Here is a 15,845-nt window from a genome sequence, read left to right as displayed (position 1 = left end):
GGGGGTGCCGGCGGTGCCGGGGGCGGCGGTGGCGGGGTCGGCGGTGAGGTCGACGATCCTGTTGTCGGTGTCCACGTGGACCACACGGGGCTGGTAGGTGCGGGCCTCGGCGTCGTCCATCTGCCCGTACGAGATGAGGATGACCAGGTCACCGGGGTGCACCAGGTGCGCGGCGGCACCGTTGATGCCGATCACGCCGCTGCCCCGCTCGCCCGGGATCACGTACGTCTCCAGCCGGGCCCCGTTGGTCACGTCCACGATCGCGACCTGCTCGCCCGGCAGCAGGTCGGCGGCGTCGAGGAGATCCTGGTCCACCGTCACCGAGCCGACGTAGTGCAGGTCGGCCTGGGTCACCGTGGCCCGGTGGATCTTCGACTTGAGCATGGTGCGGAACATGGGGCGCCTTTCAGCAGGTGTGGTGGGGTGGTCAGGAGCGAGGGGTGAGCCGGATCGCCATGTTGTCGATCAGCCGGGTGCCACCCACCCAGGCGGCGACCAGCAGCCGGGCCGGACCGGACACCGGACCCGGCTCCAGGTCCGGGTCGGTGAGCACCAGATAGTCGAGCTGCGCCTGCGGACCGGCGGCGGCGAACGCCCGGTGGGCCGCCGCGAGCACCTCCCCGGCGTCGTACCCCTCGTCGGCGGCGGCGGCCCCGGCCCGCAGCGCGGCCGACAGGCTCAACGCCGTCCGCCGCTCCTCGGGCGAGAGGTAGCGGTTGCGGCTGGACAACGCCAGGCCGTCCGGCTCCCGCACGGTCGGCACGCCGACCACCTCCACCGGCACGTCCAGGTCGCGGACCATCCGCCGGACCAGGGTGAGCTGCTGGTAGTCCTTCTCGCCGAAGAAGGCGAGATCCGCACGGGTCAGCTGGAGCAGCTTCAGCACCACGGTCAGCACGCCGTGGAAGAAGCCGGGCCGGCTCAACCCCTCCAGGTCCTCGCCGAGCTGCCCCGGGTTGACCCGTACCGCCGGCTGCCCCTGCGGGTACATGTCGGCCACCGACGGGGCGAACACCACGTCGGCCCCGGCCCGGCGGCACACCTCCAGGTCCGCGTCGAGGGTGCGCGGGTACCGGTCGAAGTCCTCGTTCGGCCCGAACTGCAGCGGGTTCACGAAGATCGTCACGAGCACGTGGTCGGCCTGCTCCCGGGCCGCCCGGATCAGCGTCTCGTGGCCCTCGTGCAGCGCGCCCATGGTCATCACCACGCCCACGGCCCCGGTCAGACCGTCCCGCGCCTTCGCCAGCTCGGCCCGGGTGTGCACCAGCTCGGTCATGCCGCCACCTCCATTCCCGCCAGCACGTCGAGCAGCGACTCCGCGTCCACCGGCCGCAGCCGGCCCGCCGCGATCGCCCGATCGGCGCTCCGTCTGGCCAACGCCAGGTAGGGGGCCACGGATTCCGGCGCGGTCTCCGCCAGCCGGGCCAGGTGCCGGCGTACGGTGCCCGCGTCGCCCCGGGAGACCGGACCGGTCAGCGCGTCGTCACCGAGGCGCAGCGCGTTCTCCAATGCTGCCCGCAGCAGCGGGGCGAGCACCTTCTCCGGATTGGTCACACCGGCGTCACGCAGCCGGTCCGCCGCCTCGTTGACCAGGGTCACCAGGTGGTTGGCGCCGTGCGCCAGGGCCGCGTGGTACAGCGGCCGGTCCGCCTCCCCGACCCACTCGGGCACCCCGCCCAGGTCGGCCACCAGCCGGGCCGCGAGCGGGCGCAGCCGGGCCGGGGCGGTCACCCCGTACGAGATGCCGGCGAGCCGGCCGAGGTCGTCCGGCGTACCGGTGAAGGTCATCGCGGGGTGCAGGGCCAGCGGGTGCGCGCCCACGGCGGCGGCCGGCGCCAGCACGGCCAGCCCGTGCGCGCCGGAGGTGTGCGCGACCACCTGGCCCGGGTGCAGCGCCCCCGTCTCGGCCAGGCCGGCGACCACCGAGGCCAGCGCGTCGTCCGGGACGGCGACGATCAGCAGGTCGGTGGCGGCGCGGGCCACCGAGGTCGCGGAGCGGTTCCGGGCGCCGGGGAGCAGCAGGGCGATCCGGGCCTTGGCGGCGCCGGAGACGCCGGAGGCGGCGACCACCCGGTGCCCGGCGGCGGCGAGCGCGGCACCCAGCACGGCGCCGACCCGGCCCGCGCCGATGACACCGACGGTGAGGGTACGGGGGAAGGTGAGCGGGGCGCCGGCAGAGGCGCCGCCCGGCGGTACGACGGCCCCACGCGGGGCGGCCGGACGCGGGCGCAGCGGTGCGCTCATGGCAACGATCCAGTCCTCGAAGGGGGTACCGGTCGAGGGCAAGTATGCGCTGTGGTTACGGAGCTCGAACAAGGGTGTGTGAAAACCTTCACCGAGGGTGGGACCGGGCCGCTCCGGTTGCGGATAGCGGCCCGGTCCGGACGTCACCGCAGGTCGCGCAGGAATCCCATGCCGGCTGACCGTAGGGTCGGCACGGTGACGCACCCTGAACCTGGGACGACCTGATGTCGATGCGGTGGCGGGACGCGATGGACCGGGCCCTGTACGGGCCGGGCGGCTTCTTCGTCGCCGGATCCGGGCCGGCCGCGCACTTCCGCACCAGCGTGCACGCCTCCCCGGTCTTCGCCTCGGCGCTGTACCGCCTGCTCACCCGGGTCGACGCGGCCCTCGGCCACCCGCCTCGCCTGGACCTGGTCGACGTCGGGGCCGGCCGGGGTGAGCTGCTGGTCGCGTTGCTCCGGGCCGTGCGGGCCTCCGGGCCACCGTCCGCGCCGGTGCCGCTCGACGATCGGGTACGCCTGATCGCCGTCGAGAAGGCGCCTCGGCCCGACGACCTCCCCGAGCCGATCGGGTGGACCGACGAGATCCCCGCCGGGATCGTCGGGCTGCTGGTCGCCACCGAGTGGCTGGACAACGTGCCGCTCGACGTGGCCGTGCCCACCCCGGACGGCTGGCGGTACCTGCTGGTCGACCCGACCACCGGCGAGGAGACCGTGGGTGACCCGGTCGACCCCGCCGACCGGGAGTGGCTCGACGAGTGGTGGCCGGCCCCGACAGGCCGTCCCCTCGACCTGCCCGCAACCGGCGAGATCGGAGCGACCGGCCCGGGGTTCCGGGCGGCCCGACCGGCGGAGGGATCAAGCCTGCCCGCCCGGAGCCGGACGGGCAGCCCGGAACCCCCGCACACGATCGGCCCACGGGCCGAGATCGGACGGACCCGGGACGAAGCCTGGGCCGACGCCGTCGAGCGCATCGACCGGGGGCTGGCGTTGGCCGTGGACTACGGGCACCTGAGGCAGGAGAGGCCGGTCGGCGGGACGTTGACCGGGTACCGGAGCGGGCGGCAGGTGCCGCCGGTGCCGGACGGGTCGTGCGACGTCACCGCGCACGTCGCCCTGGACTCGGTCGCCTCCGCCGGTGAGCGGGTCGCCCGGTGCGCGTACTGGATGGGGTCGCAGCGGGAGGCGCTGCGGGCGCTCGGGGCCGACGGCGGGCGACCACCGCTCGGCCTGGCCTCGGTCGACCCCGCCGGGTACGTGCGGGCGCTGGCCGCCGCGTCGACGGTGGCCGAGCTGACCGACCCGGCCGGCCTCGGCGGGCACCGCTGGCTCCGGCAGCCGGTCGGCGTCGCCGCCGATCCCCTCATGGCACGATGACGGGCATGACCACGGACGTGGGCGACCTCCGCGAACTGACCGTCGGCACCGGCGCGGGCGGGGAGCAGCTCGGCGCCGACATGGTGCTCAACATCGGGCCGCAGCACCCCTCCACGCACGGTGTGCTCCGGCTGAGGCTGGTGCTCGACGGCGAGCGGGTGGTCGCCGCCGAGCCGATCGTCGGCTACATGCACCGGGGGGCGGAGAAGCTCTTCGAGGTCCGGGACTACCGGCAGATCATCGTGCTGGCGAACCGGCACGACTGGCTGTCGGCCTTCTCCAACGAGCTGGGCGTGGTGCTCGCCGTGGAGCGGCTGATGGGCATGGAGGTGCCCGAGCGGGCCACCTGGCTTCGGATGGCCCTCGCCGAACTGAACCGGGTGCTCAATCACCTGATGTTCCTCGGCTCGTACCCGCTGGAGATCGGCGCGATCACCCCCGTCTTCTACGCGTTCCGGGAACGGGAGACCATCCAGGCGGTGATGGAGGAGGTCTCCGGCGGCCGGATCCACTACATGTTCAACCGGGTCGGCGGCCTGAAGGAGGAGGTGCCCGCCGGCTGGACCGGCCGCGCCCGGGCCGCGATCGGCGAGGTACGCCGACGGATGCCCGACCTGGACAACCTCATCCGGCGCAACGAGATCTTCCTGGCCCGCACCGTCGGGGTGGGGGTGCTCCCCGCCGCCGACGCCGCCGCGTTCGGCGCGTCCGGACCGGTCGCCCGCGCCTCCGGCCTCGACCTGGACCTGCGCCGCGACGAGCCCTACCTGGCGTACGACCAGCTCGACGTGCCGGTGGTCACCCGCACCGCCGGGGACTGCCACGCCCGCTTCGAGGTGCTGCTCGACCAGGTGTACGCCTCGCTCGACCTCGCCGAGCAGTGCCTGGACCGGGTCGACCGGCTGACCGGGCCGGTCAACACCCGGCTGCCCAAGGTGGTCAAGGCCCCCGAGGGCCACACCTACGCCTGGACCGAGAACCCGCTCGGGATCAACGGCTACTACCTGGTGTCCCGGGGTGAGAAGACCCCGTGGCGGCTCAAGCTGCGCACCGCGTCGTACGCGAACGTGCAGGCGCTGGCCAGCCTGCTCCCCGGCTGCCTGGTGCCGGACCTGATCGCCATCCTCGGCTCGATGTTCTTCGTGGTCGGCGACATCGACAAGTGAGCTGCTCCGCCCGTGGCGGCGGTCGCGTCGCCGGCCGGTGCGGCGTGCGCGGGGGTCAGCGCCAGCGGCCGCCGGCGCGCGGGGCCTCGTCCTGCGGCGGGTAGCCGTACCCCTCGCCGCCACCCCACTGCTGCCGGGCCGGCGGCTCCGGCTCGGGCGCCCGCCACGCGTCGACCGGCTCGCGCGGCGCGGGTGGCCGCCACTGCCCGGCCGGCTGCTGTGCGCTCCACTGCTCCTCGGCGGGCTGCCAGCCGGCCGTCGACGTCCGCCACTCCTGCGGCACCGGCACCCCGCCCTGCGGCAGCGCCGGCCGGTCCTCCTGCTCGGCCCAGCCGCCACCGTACTGGCCGCCCGACCGGCGCGGCTCGTCCTGGCGTACCGACGCCCAGCGGTCCTGCATCCGGAACTCGGCACCGTCGGCGTGCACCTCGGCCCGCCGCTCCCCGACCCGCACCTCGCGGGCGCGCCCGTCCTCGCGTACCTGGGCCCACCGGTCACCGACCCGCACCCCGGACCAGCCCTCGTCCGCCGAGTACGACCCACCCGCCCAGGAACCGTCGGTGCGGTCGTCGGACCGCCCGTCCCAGGACCGCTCCTCCGGCCACGACCGCTCCTCGGCCTGACCGGCCGGCCAGGCCCGATCGTCGCGCTGACCCGCCCACGAACGCTCGTCGCGCTGACCCGCCCAGGGGCGCTCGTCCCGCTGGCCCGCCCGGGTCTGCTCCGGCTCCGGCGCGTTCCAGGACGACTCCTCACCCGCCGGCGACCAGCGGCCGGCGTACCCGCCGTAGCTGCCCGCGACCCCCGGGTCGGCGCCGTCGACGACGGTGTGCCGGGTGGTCACGTGCACCGTCTCGGTGTGCCGCACCACCGGGCGGCCCCCGGGGTCCGGCGCGGCCACCCGGGCCGAGCCGTACACATTGGCCTGACCGGCGGCGGGACGTTCGGCGGCGTACCGGTTGCCGGTCGGCTCGTCGTCCCGGTCGGCGGCCGCCCGGCCCCAGGCCGGGGACTCCTCGGCGGCGTGGCGCCGTCCGCCCGCCGCGTCGTCGTGGGTCTCCGCGGCCGGCACCCGTGCCCGGCCGGCGCCGGCCGGGTCCTCCGCCCCGGTCAGCCCGGCGGCGGCGGCGATCCCGGCAGCGGCGGCGTCGAGGCGACGGCGCAACGCGGCTACCTGGTCGTCGACCCGCTGGGCGTGGTCGAGCGCCTGGTTGCCGCGCTGGGCGGCGGCCACGATCTCGGAGCGCAGCTCGCGGCGCAGCTGCTCCAGCTCGTCGAGGAACTCCTCGCTGCGCGCCGGGCCGCCCGAGTCGTTGCGGAGCGCGATCGACAGGCCGATCAGGACCACGGCCACGATGGCCAGCACGGCGGCGAACCGCAGCGGGCCGTTGCCGTCGGCGACCAGCAGGATCAGCGCCGCGATCGGCGCGATCGCCACGCCGATCCAGAACAGGACGGTCAGCAGCTGGGGGTTGCGCTGCTCGGGGAGAGCCGGGGCGGGCATGGATGTGGAGCCTACCGACAGAAGCCCTGGCTGGGAACGGTCCCGAAAGCCGGAATCCCCGGTCACGGGTGGTGCCCGCCCCGCCGCGTCACCCGCTGACGCGCAGGTGGGCGGCGGGGCGCGACGGTGACAGGGCCCGGGCGCGGCCGTGCGGGACGACCGCACCCGGGGACGGGGTCAGCTCGCGGCGAGCGCGCCGTCGGAGGAGAAGACCAGACCGACGCTGGCGCTGCCGGTCTTCAGCGCGTTCTTGGTCTGCGGACCACCGGCGTCCAGCGAGCTGAACGAGCCGGCCTTGAAGTCGTAGACCTCCACCAGGCCGGCCTGGCACTTGGGGCGCTGCGGGCACTCCGGCGGGCCGGCCAGCACGGTCGCCTGGCCCGAGCACTTCGCGGCCAGGTCGGAGAGGGTCTTCAGGGCGTACTTGTCGGCGAAGGCCTTGGTGACGGCGAAGGCGTTCTGGTCCTGCGCGGCGGCGGGAGCACCGAAGACGATGCCGGCCTTGTCCCCGGCGGCCTTCAACGCGGCGACGGTCTTGTCCAGGTCCGGCGACGAGACCGGGGCGGCGTCCTTGCCGTTGGCCTTGGTGTTGAGGAACTCGGCCATGGTCGCCGCGTACTCGGGGACGACCTGGATCTCGCCCTTCTCCAGCGCCGGCTCGTAGAGTTCCCGGTTGCCGATCTGCTGCACCTTGACCTGGTACCCGGCCGCGGTGAGGGCGATGTTGTACAGCTCGGCCAGCGTCTGGCTCTCCGAGAAGTTGCCCGCGCCGACGACGATCGGGCCGCCGGGGCCCTTGGCGATGCCGGCGGTGAGGCCGTTGGCCGAGGCGAATTCCTCGGCGGCGGCCTTCGGGGTCTTGCGGTCGACGTCGACGGCCTTGTTGAGCGCGATCAGCTTCGGCGTGTCCAGCGCCGCGGAGACCTTGTCCAGCGCGGCGATGAGCTGCGGGTTCGCCGCGTCGGCGTGGACCGCGGGAATGATGTTGTCGGTGTTCTGGAGCTTCTTGTCGTCGTCGAGGACGACCAGCTGTTCACCCGCGACCGGGGCGCAGCCCGCCCCGGCGGCGCCCGGCTCGGGCGCGTCGGTGCCGGAGGAACCGGCGTCCCCACAGCCGGTGAGCAGCCCGGCCACCGTGAGGGCGCCGACCGCGCCGACCGCCACCCGTGTCCGTACGCGCATGTGTTGCCCGCCTCCCGTGTCCCGGCGCGGCCCTGCGGGGCCGGCCGCGTGTCCGACGGGCGATCCGGTCGGGCCGCCCGCGAGGTTCCAGCCAATATCCTCCGGGCCGGACCGACAAACCCGAAGCGGATTTCGTCACCGGTTCGTCACCTTGGGCGATCAGGCGCCCGCCGTCGCGTCCGCCGCCCGCCGGTTCGCCGCCCGCCGGGTACGCCGCAGTGGACGCGGGGTGACCACCCGCTCGACCAGCGCGAGGACCCCCTCGACCAGCAGGGCCAGCCCGGCGACCAGCAGGCCCCCGGCGATGATCTGCCCGCCGCCGGCCGCGATGTCCAGCCCGAAACCGGCCCGGATGATCTGCCCGAGGCCACCGCCGTTGACGAACGAGGCGAGCGCGGCGGTCGCCACCACCTGCACCGTGGCGGTCCGGAAGCCGGCGGCCAGGTACGGCACGGCGAGCGGCAGCTCCACCCGGCGCAGCACCTGCCCACCCGAGAGCCCCATCCCCCGGGCCGCGTCCCGGGCCTCCGGATCGGCCTGCCGCACCCCCGTGTACGCGTTGGCCAGCAGCGGCGGCACCGCGAACACCGCCAGCGCCACCACCACCGCCGGCCGGCCGAAGCCGAGGAAGGTCAGCGGCAGGATGGTCAGCAGCGCCAGGGTGGGGATCGCGAGGCTGACGTTGGAGACCAGCAGCACCAGCCCGCCGCCGCGTCCGGTGTGCCCGAGCCAGAGCCCGACCGGCCAGGCCACCAGGCAACCGAGCAGCACCGCGGCGGCGGACATGCTCAGGTGCTCGCCGAGCCGGTCCAGGACCCCGCCCGGGTTGGTCCAGTTGAGCGGGTCGTTGAGCCAGACCACGGCCTGCTGCACCGGGTTCATCGCGTCCGCCTCCCCGCCGCGTCGGCGTCCGCCGCGCCCGTGCCCGCGGTGCTCATCTCGGCCGGCCCCGCAGCCACGGCGTCAGCAGCCGGCCCGTCCCGGCGAGGACCAGGTCCAGCACCAGGGCGAGCAGGACGCAGAGCAGCGTCCCGGTCATGATCTGCGCCTTGTAGAAGTTGTTCTGGAAACCGGCGAAGATGAGCTGCCCCAGCCCGCCCCGGCCGACCACCACCCCGACGGTGACCAGGGCGACCGTGGAGACGGTGGCCAGGCGTACCCCGGTGAGGATGCCGGGCAGGGCCAGCGGCAGGTCCACCCGGAACAGTCGGGCCCACCGGCCGTACCCCATCCCCTCGGCCGCGTCGCGCACCTCGGGCGGCACCTGGTTCAGACCCGCCACCGCGTTGCGCACGATCACCAGCAGCGCGTACAGCACCACGACGGTGAGCACGGTGACCGCGCCGATGCCCAGGTACGGGGCGAGGAAGGCGAACAGCGCCAACGACGGCACCGTGTAGAGCACCCCGGTGAGTGCGAGAATCGGGCCGGCGAGGCCGCGGTACCAGTACGCGGCCACCGCCAGCGGCAACGCCACCAGGGCGGCGATCAGCACCGCCCGGCCGGTCAGCGAGGCGTGCTCCCGCAGCGCCGCGAGGATCGTGTCAGAGTTGTCCCGCACGTACTGCCAGGAGAACCAGGGGTTGCCCGGCTCGGCCCGGCGGCTCAGGTGGAAGGACACACGTGGACGTTACCCCGGGGGGCACCGGCGACGCCGGACACAGCGCGGCCTCGATCACCCTCGACGGCATCCGCAAGCGCTACCCGGACGGCACCGAGGCGGTGCGGGAGCTGAGCCTGGAAGTCGAGGCCGGCGAGCTGGTGGTGCTGATCGGCCCGTCCGGCTGCGGGAAGTCCACTGTGCTGCGCATGGTCAACCGGCTGATCGAGCCGACCGGCGGCCGGATCCTGCTCGGCGACGAGGACATCACCCGGGTCGACCCGGTACGGCTGCGCCGCCGGATCGGCTACGTCATCCAGAACGTGGGCCTCTTCCCGCACCAGACGGTGAGCGCCAACGTGGGCACCGTGCCCCGGCTGCTCGGCTGGCCGAAGGAGCGGATCCGCCGACGCACCGGCGAGCTGCTGGAACTGGTCGGACTGGACCCGGCCCAGTTCGGCCGGCGCTACCCCCACGAGCTCTCCGGCGGGCAGCGGCAGCGGATCGGGGTGGCCCGGGCGCTCGCCGCCGACCCGGTGGTCCTGCTGATGGACGAGCCGTTCTCGGCGGTCGACCCGATCGTCCGGACCCGGTTGCAGGAGGAGTTCCTCCGCCTCCAGGCCGAGGTCCGCAAGACCATCGTGCTGGTCACCCACGACCTCGACGAGGCGGTCCGGCTCGGCGACCGGATCGCGGTGCTCTCCGAGGGCGGCCGGCTGGAGCAGTACGACACCCCGGCCGCCCTGCTCGGCGCGCCCGCCTCGCCGTTCGTCCGCGAGTTCGTCGGCGCCGACCGGGGCGTCCGCCGGCTCGCGGTCACCCCGGTGCCCCGGAACGCGCTCGCCCCGGTCCCGCCGGACCGGACCGGCCTGCCCACCGTGGCGCTGGGCGGCTCGGCGTACGACGCGCTGGCCGCGATGCTGACCGCCGGCACGGACGCCGTGCTGGTGAGCGTGGACGGTGAGCCGGTCGGCGTCCTCGACCGGACCGGGGCACTGGAGCTGGGTCGGGCCTGAACTCGGCCCCTCGTCGGGTGGGGTCCACCGGGCGGCGCTCAGGCCCGGCCGCCGAGGCTGGCCAGGCCGATGATCCAGCCGGCGAAGAAGCCGTACGAGGCCCCGGTGCCGGTGGTCTCGAAGTCGGCGAGCAGGGTGCCGCCGGAGGTCAGCAGCGCCGCCAGGAGAGTGGCCACCCCGCCGGCCAGCACGAACGCGGCCCAGCCGGAGAAGAACTGGCTCAACGAGCCCTGCACCCGGGCCACCTGCGAGGCGGGCAGCAGGTAGAGGAAGGTCACCGCGAACACCAGCAGCAGGACGGCCCGCGCGTCGGTGGCGAGGAGGCTCTGCTCCGGGTCGGTGGACTCCAGCCGCCAGGCCGGCCACGCCAGCAGCCGCAGGAACCAGCCGCCGGCCGAGTTCGGGTCGGTGTTCCCCTCGGCCCAGTCGACGTACCACGGGCTGCCGCACACCGCGACCAGGATCAGCGTGGCGAGGGCGCCGGTGCCGGCGGCGGTGCCGTACCCGCGGACGGTCGTGGAACGGTTGGTGAGGGCCATGGGGCGGGAAGTTCCCGAGCCGCCCGGGCGGGCAAACCTCCGCCAACCGGCGGTACGACCGCTCAGTGCTTCATCAGGTAGTCGATGAACGCGGCCCGCAGCAGCGGCGCCGACTCCTCGTAGCCGTGCCCGGTCAGCTCCCGCCACAGCGCGGCCGCCTCGTCGATGGTCGGCCCCACCGAGTTGGGCGCCCCGTCCAGCGCGGCGGCCTCGTCGGCGTTCGGCAGGTGACGCAGCACGGACCAGAAGAAGCCCACGTCGTGCCGCTCCCGGGCCAGCGCGAACGCCCGCTCCCGCAACTCCTCGGTGGAGAGCGCGTCGAGCTCGTCGAAGGTGCGGCCGGTGCCGGCGGAAGGAGTCTCGGTCATGCCCGCGAGCCTAACCGGCGAGATCACCGACGGCGCGTCGGACGCGGTGCTCACCGGTCCCGGTCGTCCCAGCGCCCGGGCCCGGTGTCCCAGCGGGGGGCCTCCCACGGGTCGGGCGGGGTGTCCGAGGCCGGGGTCGGCAGCGCCGGTGTCCAGGTGTCGGCCGGACCCGAGCGGGTCAGCGTCCAGCCGGAGCTGATCGAGCCGTCGGAGACGGGGGCGACCTCCGCCACCTCGCCGGTCACCGCGCGCGGCCGGCCGTACGCCTCGACCAGCCGGGTCACCACCAGTCCCAAGGCCAGGGCGGCGCCGCCGACGGCCCAGCGGCTGAGCGTCCGGCCCTCCGCCGCCGTCCAGGCGAGCAGGACGACGACCAGGCTCACCGCCAGCAGGGTGCCGAGGACCCCACCGCGCCGGCCGTACGCGCTGGTGCCGCCGAGCATCGCGACGCCCACCGCCAGCACCGTCCAGTCCAGCCCCGACGCCGGCACGACCGGCCCGGTCCCGTTCGCCGCGACCAGCGCTCCGGCCAGCATGGCGAGCACGGTCGAGCAGACCAGCGCCGTCGCGGTCACCACGGCCGCCACCGTGCCCCGGCGGCGGGCCGGATCGGTCACCGGCCGGAAGCGGCCGACCAGGCGCCGGACCGCCCGGATCGCGCCGAAGAGCCCGGCCAGCACGGTGACGGCCGCGAAGCCGGCGAAGAGGCGGACGGCGACCGTGCGCGGATCGTGGTCGCCCTGGAGGGCCACCGGGGCGGTGCGCTGCTCGATCCAGACGATGACCCCCGCCGCGCCGGCGAGGCTGGCCGCCCAGCCGGGGACGTGCAGGACCACCACCGCGAGCGCCAGCGCGAGCCCGCCGAGCGCCGCGACCACCAGGGCGGGCACGAGGGCGTGCTGGAGCCCCCGGTCACCCTGCTCGGCCAGGTGCAGCCCGGCGGCGACCGCGACCGGGCCGACGGCCAGGTTCACCGCGGCGGTGCGCAGGCTCAGCCCGGCGGCGAGGGCGAGCAGGCCGAGGGCGACGACGTCGACCAGGAAGGTGCGCAACCGGTCCCCGCGCAGGGCGTCGGCGTCGACCCGCCAGAGCAGGTAGGCGAGCCCGGCCAGCGCGAGCAGGAGCAGCAGCTCCCACACCACGTGCACGGCGACCCGGTCCCGGCCCGGCTCACCGTGGGTGGGGTCGTCGAAGACGTTCTCCAACACGACGGCGGGCACGCCCTGCTCGGCCGACGCGGCCCGGCCTGGTTGGTCGTACGCCATGCCGCGCGCCTCCCCCTGCCGGCCGTCCCCGTCGACGGCCGCCTGCAATCGGTCGTCAGGGACGGTACCTGCGCGGTAGGACCCGGCGTAACCCCCTGGTCAGCGACGGGGTGAGCGGCCCTGCCGGTCGCCGGGCCCGCGGTCTTCGTCGTCCTCCTGCTCAGGGACCCGGCAGGCGCGCTCCAGCCAGAGCGCGGCGGCGGCCAGGGCGAGCGAGGCGAGCAGCCCGGCGCCGGCGGCCGGCCGGTCGCTCACGGCGGCGTTGGTGTCCTCGATGAAGAGCCACCCGGTGAGGCCGGCGTAGAAGCCGGCGAAGATGGCTCCGGCCAGCGCGGACGCCTTGGCCAGCACCACGAACCGGGCGACCAGCAGCGGGTTGACCGGGTCGCGGCCGGGCCGGCGTTCGATCCGGCTGCGGGTGTTGACCGCCGCGTACGCCTCCAGCACGGCGAGGGCGGCCAGGGTGATCACCGGCAGCCAGGGCAGCTCCGGCGCGACCTCGTAGTAGAAGGTGCTGATCAGCAGCCAGGCGACCGCCGCGGCGGCGAGCGCGGCCACCACCAGCGTGGAGATCCGGGTGGGACCCATCCGGAAGCGGTCGGGGCCACTTCCACGCGGGGTCTGCGCCTGGGTCATGTGTCCGACTCTAACGTCAGATCCGGCCGGGGGCCGAGTTCCAGGGCGTCACCGGCCAGCGGCTCGGCGTTGAGCAGGTCGGTGAGCCAGCCGTGCCCGGGCAGCCGCCCGTGCGGCTCGATGTCGATCCACGGCCGTAGCACGAACGCCCGCAGGTGGGCCCGGGGGTGCGGCAGGGTCAGCTCGGGGTCGTCGCTGAGCACCGGCTCACCGGCGTCGTCCCAGACGGCGATCACGTCGACGTCGAGCGTGCGCGGCCCGAACCGGCGCTGCGGATCGCGGACCCGGTCGGCCGCCCGCTCGGCCGCGCGGGCCCGGGTCAACCAGTCCCGCGCGCCGGCCGCCGGGTCGACGACCAGCACCGCCGCGTTCAGGTACGCGGGCTGGTCGGCGTCACCCCAGGGCGGGGTCTCGTACACCCCGGACACCACCCGGACCGCGTCGCCGAGCGTGGCCACGGCCGTACGCAGGTGGCCGACGCGGTCGCCCAGGTTGCTGCCGATCGACAGCACCGCCCGGCTCACCGGGTACGCCGCATCGTCACGGCCACGTCCGAGAAGGTGTACGGGATGGGGGCCTCCGGCTTGTGCACGGTGACGGTGGCGGCGGCGACCAGCGGTTCGGCGAGGCAGACCGCGAGCAGCCGGTCGGCGAGCGTCTCGATCAGGTTGACCGGCTCGCCGGTGACCACGGCGACCAGGCGCTCGGCCAGTTCGCCGTAGTGGACGGTGTCGGTGACCTCGTCGGAGCGGGCGGCCGGGGCGAGGTCGAGTTCGAGCACGGCGTCGACGACGAAGTCCTGCCCCTGGTCGCGTTCGAAGTCGTAGACGCCGTGGCGGCCACGCGCCCGCAGCCCGGTCAGCTCGATCCGATCGGTCATCGCGCTCCCTCTCCGCGGCCGGCGTGCCCGGCCGTCTCTCCGGCCCCGGCCGGTCGGCCGCCGCCCGCGCCGTGCGCCGGTCCGCCGGCCGGGCCGTGCGCCGGTCCGGTGCGCGGTCCGGTGCCGGCCGTCCCGGTGGTGGGGGCGGCCAGCCGGGGCCGGCCGGTGGCCGCCCAGACGGCGAGCGCGTCGGCGGTGGCCCGGACGTCGTGCACGCGTACCCCCCACGCGCCGGCGGCGACCGCGAGCAGGCTGGTCGCGACGGTGGCGGCCTCCCGGCCCGCGGTGGGGCGGGGGGCGCCGTCCGGGCCGGCGAGCAGCCGGCCCAGGTACGACTTGCGGCTCGCCCCGAACAGCAGCGGGAAGCCGAGTTCGACCAGTTCGGGCAGGCGGGCGCTGAGTTCCCAGTTGTGCGCGGCGGTCTTGGCGAAGCCGAGCCCCGGGTCGACGACGATCCGGTCGGCCGCCACCCCGGCGGCGAGCGCCTCGTCGATGCGTCGGCCCAGCTCGGCCCGGACGTCGGCGACCACGTCGGTGTAGCTGGCCAGGTCTCCCATCCCGCGCGAGTGCCCGCGCCAGTGCATCAGCACCCAGGGGCAGCCGGCGTCGCGGACCACCCGGGCCATGTCCGGGTCGGCCAGGCCGCCGGAGACGTCGTTGACGACGGCGGCACCGGCGGCGAGCGCCGCCTCGGCCACCGAGGCGCGGGTGGTGTCGATGCTGACCGCGACGCCCGCCGCGGCCAGCTCGCGGACGACCGGCAGGACCCGGGCGGTCTCGGTGTCGGCGTCGACCCGGTCGGCGCCGGGGCGGGTGGACTCACCGCCGACGTCGACCAGCCGCGCCCCCTCGGCCCGCAGTCGCACTCCGTGTGCGACGGCGGCGTCGAGGTCGGAGTACAGGCCACCGTCGGAGAAGGAGTCGGGCGTGACGTTGAGGACGCCCATCACCACCGGGGCCTGCGCCCGTACCAGATCGGTCACGACTAGACGGTACCGGTCGTCCGGGCCCGCTCCGGCGGCCCCCGCCGGGCCGTCCGAGGCACACCATGACGTGGTCATTGGAACAGGTGTACGATCGGTCGTCCGGGCGGTTTCGGGCCTACTCTTCGCGGGTTGTCGCAAAGGAGGGCGGCCCGTACGCTGTGGAATTGCCCAGCATCGAGATGGCGAAGCCTGGAGGGAGGGCCTAAGCGGGAAAAATCCCCCCAAAGCTCACCACTCTCCGTGGTGGGTAACGAACGTAGCGTCGCCGACGCTGCGCGAAGTGAGCAGTTCCCGCCAGGCTTGCCTACCGCACCGCCGCGGCACCGCCGGCCGCGTTATGGGGAGGTTTCCAGTGACCGCCTTCGAGCTCATCGGGACGGCGTCGTCCGGCGTCGCGCAGGCGCTGCACACCCTGGCGTCGGTCCCGCTCGCCGAGCCGGCCCCGAAGGGCATCGACACCAACGGCGTCGTCACCTTCTTCGCCAGCAAGATCGCCCCGATCCTGCTCGCGGTGCTCGGCGTCATCTTCATCGGCCGGGCCAGCCGGGGCGAGATCTCCAAGGTGCTGACGAGCTCCGCCATCGCGATCGTCGGCCTGGCGTTCATCGCCGGCGCGGCCACACTCTTCTTCGTCGGTGACTACCTGATCGACCTGATCTTCGAATAGGCGCGGGCTTCAGATGCGGCTGCGCACCGACGACGACATCTACCGGGCCCGCCTGGTCTACCTCGGGCCGCCCGGCTACACCCTTCCCGTCCACCTGCCGTACGCCCAGTACGGCCTGTTCATACTGCTCGTACCCCTCTACATGTTCATCCACTGGCTGTTCACGCTGCAGGTCGAACTCTTCCCCGCCTGGGAGATCGCCCTCGCCATCGTGACCACCTCGTTCATCTTCCGGTACGTCGACCCGGACCGGCCGGCGCGGATGGTGATCCGCACGGCGCTGACCGACTGGCGACGCACCCGGGAGCCGGCCGCCGAACAGCGGGATCCCCGCCTGGTCGGCAGCCGGATCAGGATCCGGGAGGAACTGGCATGACCGGGCGTACGCCGATCGAGCAGTCGAACCACGCGGGTGA

Annotated in this window: 19 protein-coding genes; 5 read left to right on the top strand and 14 right to left on the bottom strand. The window is 74.8% G+C overall.

The window, feature by feature from the left end; genetic code table 11:
- The 3 genes from panD to ACPFP2_RS13075 all read right to left on the bottom strand — a co-directional run.
- Positions 1–396, bottom strand: a 396-nt coding sequence (gene panD / locus ACPFP2_RS13085; RefSeq protein ID WP_424089314.1) for an aspartate 1-decarboxylase, incomplete at its 3' end; no start/stop codon positions are given.
- 31 nt (positions 397–427) lie between these two features.
- Positions 428–1,276, bottom strand: coding sequence for a pantoate--beta-alanine ligase (panC, locus tag ACPFP2_RS13080; protein WP_424089312.1), 849 nt, complete (start codon positions 1,274–1,276; stop codon positions 428–430).
- Positions 1,273–2,244 carry a Rossmann-like and DUF2520 domain-containing protein gene (locus tag ACPFP2_RS13075; protein WP_424089310.1) on the bottom strand — a complete coding sequence of 324 codons (972 nt, stop codon included), beginning with the start codon at positions 2,242–2,244 and terminating at the stop codon, positions 1,273–1,275. The genes panC and ACPFP2_RS13075 overlap by 4 nt, the downstream gene beginning before the upstream one ends.
- Before the next feature lie 224 nt (positions 2,245–2,468).
- Here ACPFP2_RS13075 and ACPFP2_RS13070 point away from each other — a divergent pair, with 224 nt between their 5' ends.
- Together ACPFP2_RS13070 and ACPFP2_RS13065 are read left to right on the top strand one after the other, a co-directional pair.
- Positions 2,469–3,620: an SAM-dependent methyltransferase gene (locus tag ACPFP2_RS13070; RefSeq protein ID WP_424089308.1), complete on the top strand. Its 1,152-nt coding sequence runs from the start codon at positions 2,469–2,471 to the stop codon at positions 3,618–3,620.
- Positions 3,617–4,786, top strand: coding sequence for an NADH-quinone oxidoreductase subunit D (locus ACPFP2_RS13065; protein ID WP_424089306.1), 1,170 nt, complete (start codon positions 3,617–3,619; stop codon positions 4,784–4,786). Before ACPFP2_RS13070 ends, ACPFP2_RS13065 begins: the two co-directional genes overlap by 4 nt.
- 55 nt (positions 4,787–4,841) lie before the next feature.
- Here the strand turns inward: ACPFP2_RS13065 and ACPFP2_RS13060 are convergent, their stop codons facing one another.
- The 4 genes from ACPFP2_RS13060 to ACPFP2_RS13045 form a co-directional block, all read right to left on the bottom strand.
- Positions 4,842–6,290 (bottom strand): hypothetical protein, encoded by a 1,449-nt coding sequence (locus ACPFP2_RS13060; RefSeq protein ID WP_424089304.1) that lies wholly within the window; start codon positions 6,288–6,290, stop codon positions 4,842–4,844.
- Between the two features lie 177 nt (positions 6,291–6,467).
- Entirely contained in the window at positions 6,468–7,472 is a 1,005-nt protein-coding gene (locus ACPFP2_RS13055) for a glycine betaine ABC transporter substrate-binding protein (RefSeq protein WP_424089302.1), read from the bottom strand.
- Between the two features lie 159 nt (positions 7,473–7,631).
- Positions 7,632–8,354, bottom strand: a complete 723-nt coding sequence (locus ACPFP2_RS13050; RefSeq protein WP_424089300.1) for an ABC transporter permease — start codon at positions 8,352–8,354, stop codon at positions 7,632–7,634.
- Positions 8,355–8,406: 52 nt separating this feature from the next.
- A complete protein-coding gene (locus tag ACPFP2_RS13045; protein WP_424089298.1) occupies positions 8,407–9,093 on the bottom strand; it encodes an ABC transporter permease in 687 nt (228 codons plus the stop codon).
- Between the two features lie 2 nt (positions 9,094–9,095).
- Between ACPFP2_RS13045 and ACPFP2_RS13040 the strand changes: the two genes are divergently transcribed.
- A complete protein-coding gene (locus ACPFP2_RS13040; protein ID WP_424089296.1) occupies positions 9,096–10,088 on the top strand; it encodes an ABC transporter ATP-binding protein in 993 nt (330 codons plus the stop codon).
- Positions 10,089–10,126: 38 nt separating this feature from the next.
- Here ACPFP2_RS13040 and ACPFP2_RS13035 read toward each other — a convergent pair whose 3' ends face one another.
- The 7 genes from ACPFP2_RS13035 to folP form a co-directional block, all read right to left on the bottom strand.
- Entirely contained in the window at positions 10,127–10,627 is a 501-nt protein-coding gene (locus ACPFP2_RS13035; protein ID WP_424089294.1) for a hypothetical protein, read from the bottom strand.
- 62 nt (positions 10,628–10,689) lie between these two features.
- Entirely contained in the window at positions 10,690–10,995 is a 306-nt protein-coding gene (locus tag ACPFP2_RS13030) for a hypothetical protein (RefSeq protein ID WP_424089292.1), read from the bottom strand.
- 50 nt (positions 10,996–11,045) lie between these two features.
- Positions 11,046–12,260: an ABC transporter permease gene (locus ACPFP2_RS13025; protein WP_424089290.1), complete on the bottom strand. Its 1,215-nt coding sequence runs from the start codon at positions 12,258–12,260 to the stop codon at positions 11,046–11,048.
- Positions 12,261–12,359: 99 nt separating this feature from the next.
- The gene (locus tag ACPFP2_RS13020; RefSeq protein ID WP_424089334.1) at positions 12,360–12,848 is read right to left on the bottom strand and encodes a DUF3180 domain-containing protein; all 489 of its coding nucleotides are present in this window, start codon (positions 12,846–12,848) and stop codon (positions 12,360–12,362) included.
- A 44-nt stretch (positions 12,849–12,892) separates the two neighbouring features.
- On the bottom strand, positions 12,893–13,420 hold the full coding sequence (folK, locus tag ACPFP2_RS13015; RefSeq protein WP_424089288.1) for a 2-amino-4-hydroxy-6-hydroxymethyldihydropteridine diphosphokinase: 528 nt from the start codon (positions 13,418–13,420) through the stop codon (positions 12,893–12,895).
- A complete protein-coding gene (gene folB / locus ACPFP2_RS13010; protein ID WP_424089286.1) occupies positions 13,417–13,776 on the bottom strand; it encodes a dihydroneopterin aldolase in 360 nt (119 codons plus the stop codon). The genes folK and folB overlap by 4 nt, the downstream gene beginning before the upstream one ends.
- A complete protein-coding gene (gene folP, locus ACPFP2_RS13005; protein ID WP_424089284.1) occupies positions 13,773–14,759 on the bottom strand; it encodes a dihydropteroate synthase in 987 nt (328 codons plus the stop codon). Before folP ends, folB begins: the two co-directional genes overlap by 4 nt.
- Before the next feature lie 355 nt (positions 14,760–15,114).
- On the opposite strand from folP, the gene ACPFP2_RS13000 reads away from it, so the two are divergent.
- Both ACPFP2_RS13000 and ACPFP2_RS12995 read left to right on the top strand, forming a co-directional pair.
- Positions 15,115–15,429 (top strand): hypothetical protein, encoded by a 315-nt coding sequence (locus ACPFP2_RS13000; RefSeq protein ID WP_424089282.1) that lies wholly within the window; start codon positions 15,115–15,117, stop codon positions 15,427–15,429.
- Positions 15,430–15,442: 13 nt separating this feature from the next.
- Positions 15,443–15,805 (top strand): hypothetical protein, encoded by a 363-nt coding sequence (locus tag ACPFP2_RS12995; RefSeq protein ID WP_424089280.1) that lies wholly within the window; start codon positions 15,443–15,445, stop codon positions 15,803–15,805.
- Positions 15,806–15,845 lie beyond the last annotated feature (40 nt).

This window comes from Micromonospora citrea, from assembly GCF_049629545.1.
Taxonomy (GTDB): Bacteria; Actinomycetota; Actinomycetes; order Mycobacteriales; family Micromonosporaceae; genus Micromonospora; species Micromonospora citrea_A.
Note: the sequence above shows the minus strand (reverse complement) of the source record. Positions and strands in the feature narration are given on the sequence as shown.

Excerpts from the sequence above, each read along its gene's own strand:
- panC (WP_424089312.1), bottom strand. The coding sequence starts at position 1,276 with ATGACCGAGCTGGTGCACACCCGGGCCGAGCTGGCGAAGGCGCGGGAC.
- ACPFP2_RS13075 (WP_424089310.1), bottom strand. The coding sequence starts at position 2,244 with ATGAGCGCACCGCTGCGCCCGCGTCCGGCCGCCCCGCGTGGGGCCGTC.
- ACPFP2_RS13070 (WP_424089308.1), top strand. The coding sequence starts at position 2,469 with ATGTCGATGCGGTGGCGGGACGCGATGGACCGGGCCCTGTACGGGCCG.
- ACPFP2_RS13065 (WP_424089306.1), top strand. The coding sequence starts at position 3,617 with ATGACGGGCATGACCACGGACGTGGGCGACCTCCGCGAACTGACCGTC.
- ACPFP2_RS13060 (WP_424089304.1), bottom strand. The coding sequence starts at position 6,290 with ATGCCCGCCCCGGCTCTCCCCGAGCAGCGCAACCCCCAGCTGCTGACC.
- ACPFP2_RS13055 (WP_424089302.1), bottom strand. The coding sequence starts at position 7,472 with ATGCGCGTACGGACACGGGTGGCGGTCGGCGCGGTCGGCGCCCTCACG.
- ACPFP2_RS13050 (WP_424089300.1), bottom strand. The coding sequence starts at position 8,354 with ATGAACCCGGTGCAGCAGGCCGTGGTCTGGCTCAACGACCCGCTCAAC.
- ACPFP2_RS13035 (WP_424089294.1), bottom strand. The coding sequence starts at position 10,627 with ATGGCCCTCACCAACCGTTCCACGACCGTCCGCGGGTACGGCACCGCC.
- ACPFP2_RS13030 (WP_424089292.1), bottom strand. The coding sequence starts at position 10,995 with ATGACCGAGACTCCTTCCGCCGGCACCGGCCGCACCTTCGACGAGCTC.
- ACPFP2_RS13025 (WP_424089290.1), bottom strand. The coding sequence starts at position 12,260 with ATGGCGTACGACCAACCAGGCCGGGCCGCGTCGGCCGAGCAGGGCGTG.
- ACPFP2_RS13020 (WP_424089334.1), bottom strand. The coding sequence starts at position 12,848 with ATGGGTCCCACCCGGATCTCCACGCTGGTGGTGGCCGCGCTCGCCGCC.
- folB (WP_424089286.1), bottom strand. The coding sequence starts at position 13,776 with ATGACCGATCGGATCGAGCTGACCGGGCTGCGGGCGCGTGGCCGCCAC.
- ACPFP2_RS12995 (WP_424089280.1), top strand. The coding sequence starts at position 15,443 with ATGCGGCTGCGCACCGACGACGACATCTACCGGGCCCGCCTGGTCTAC.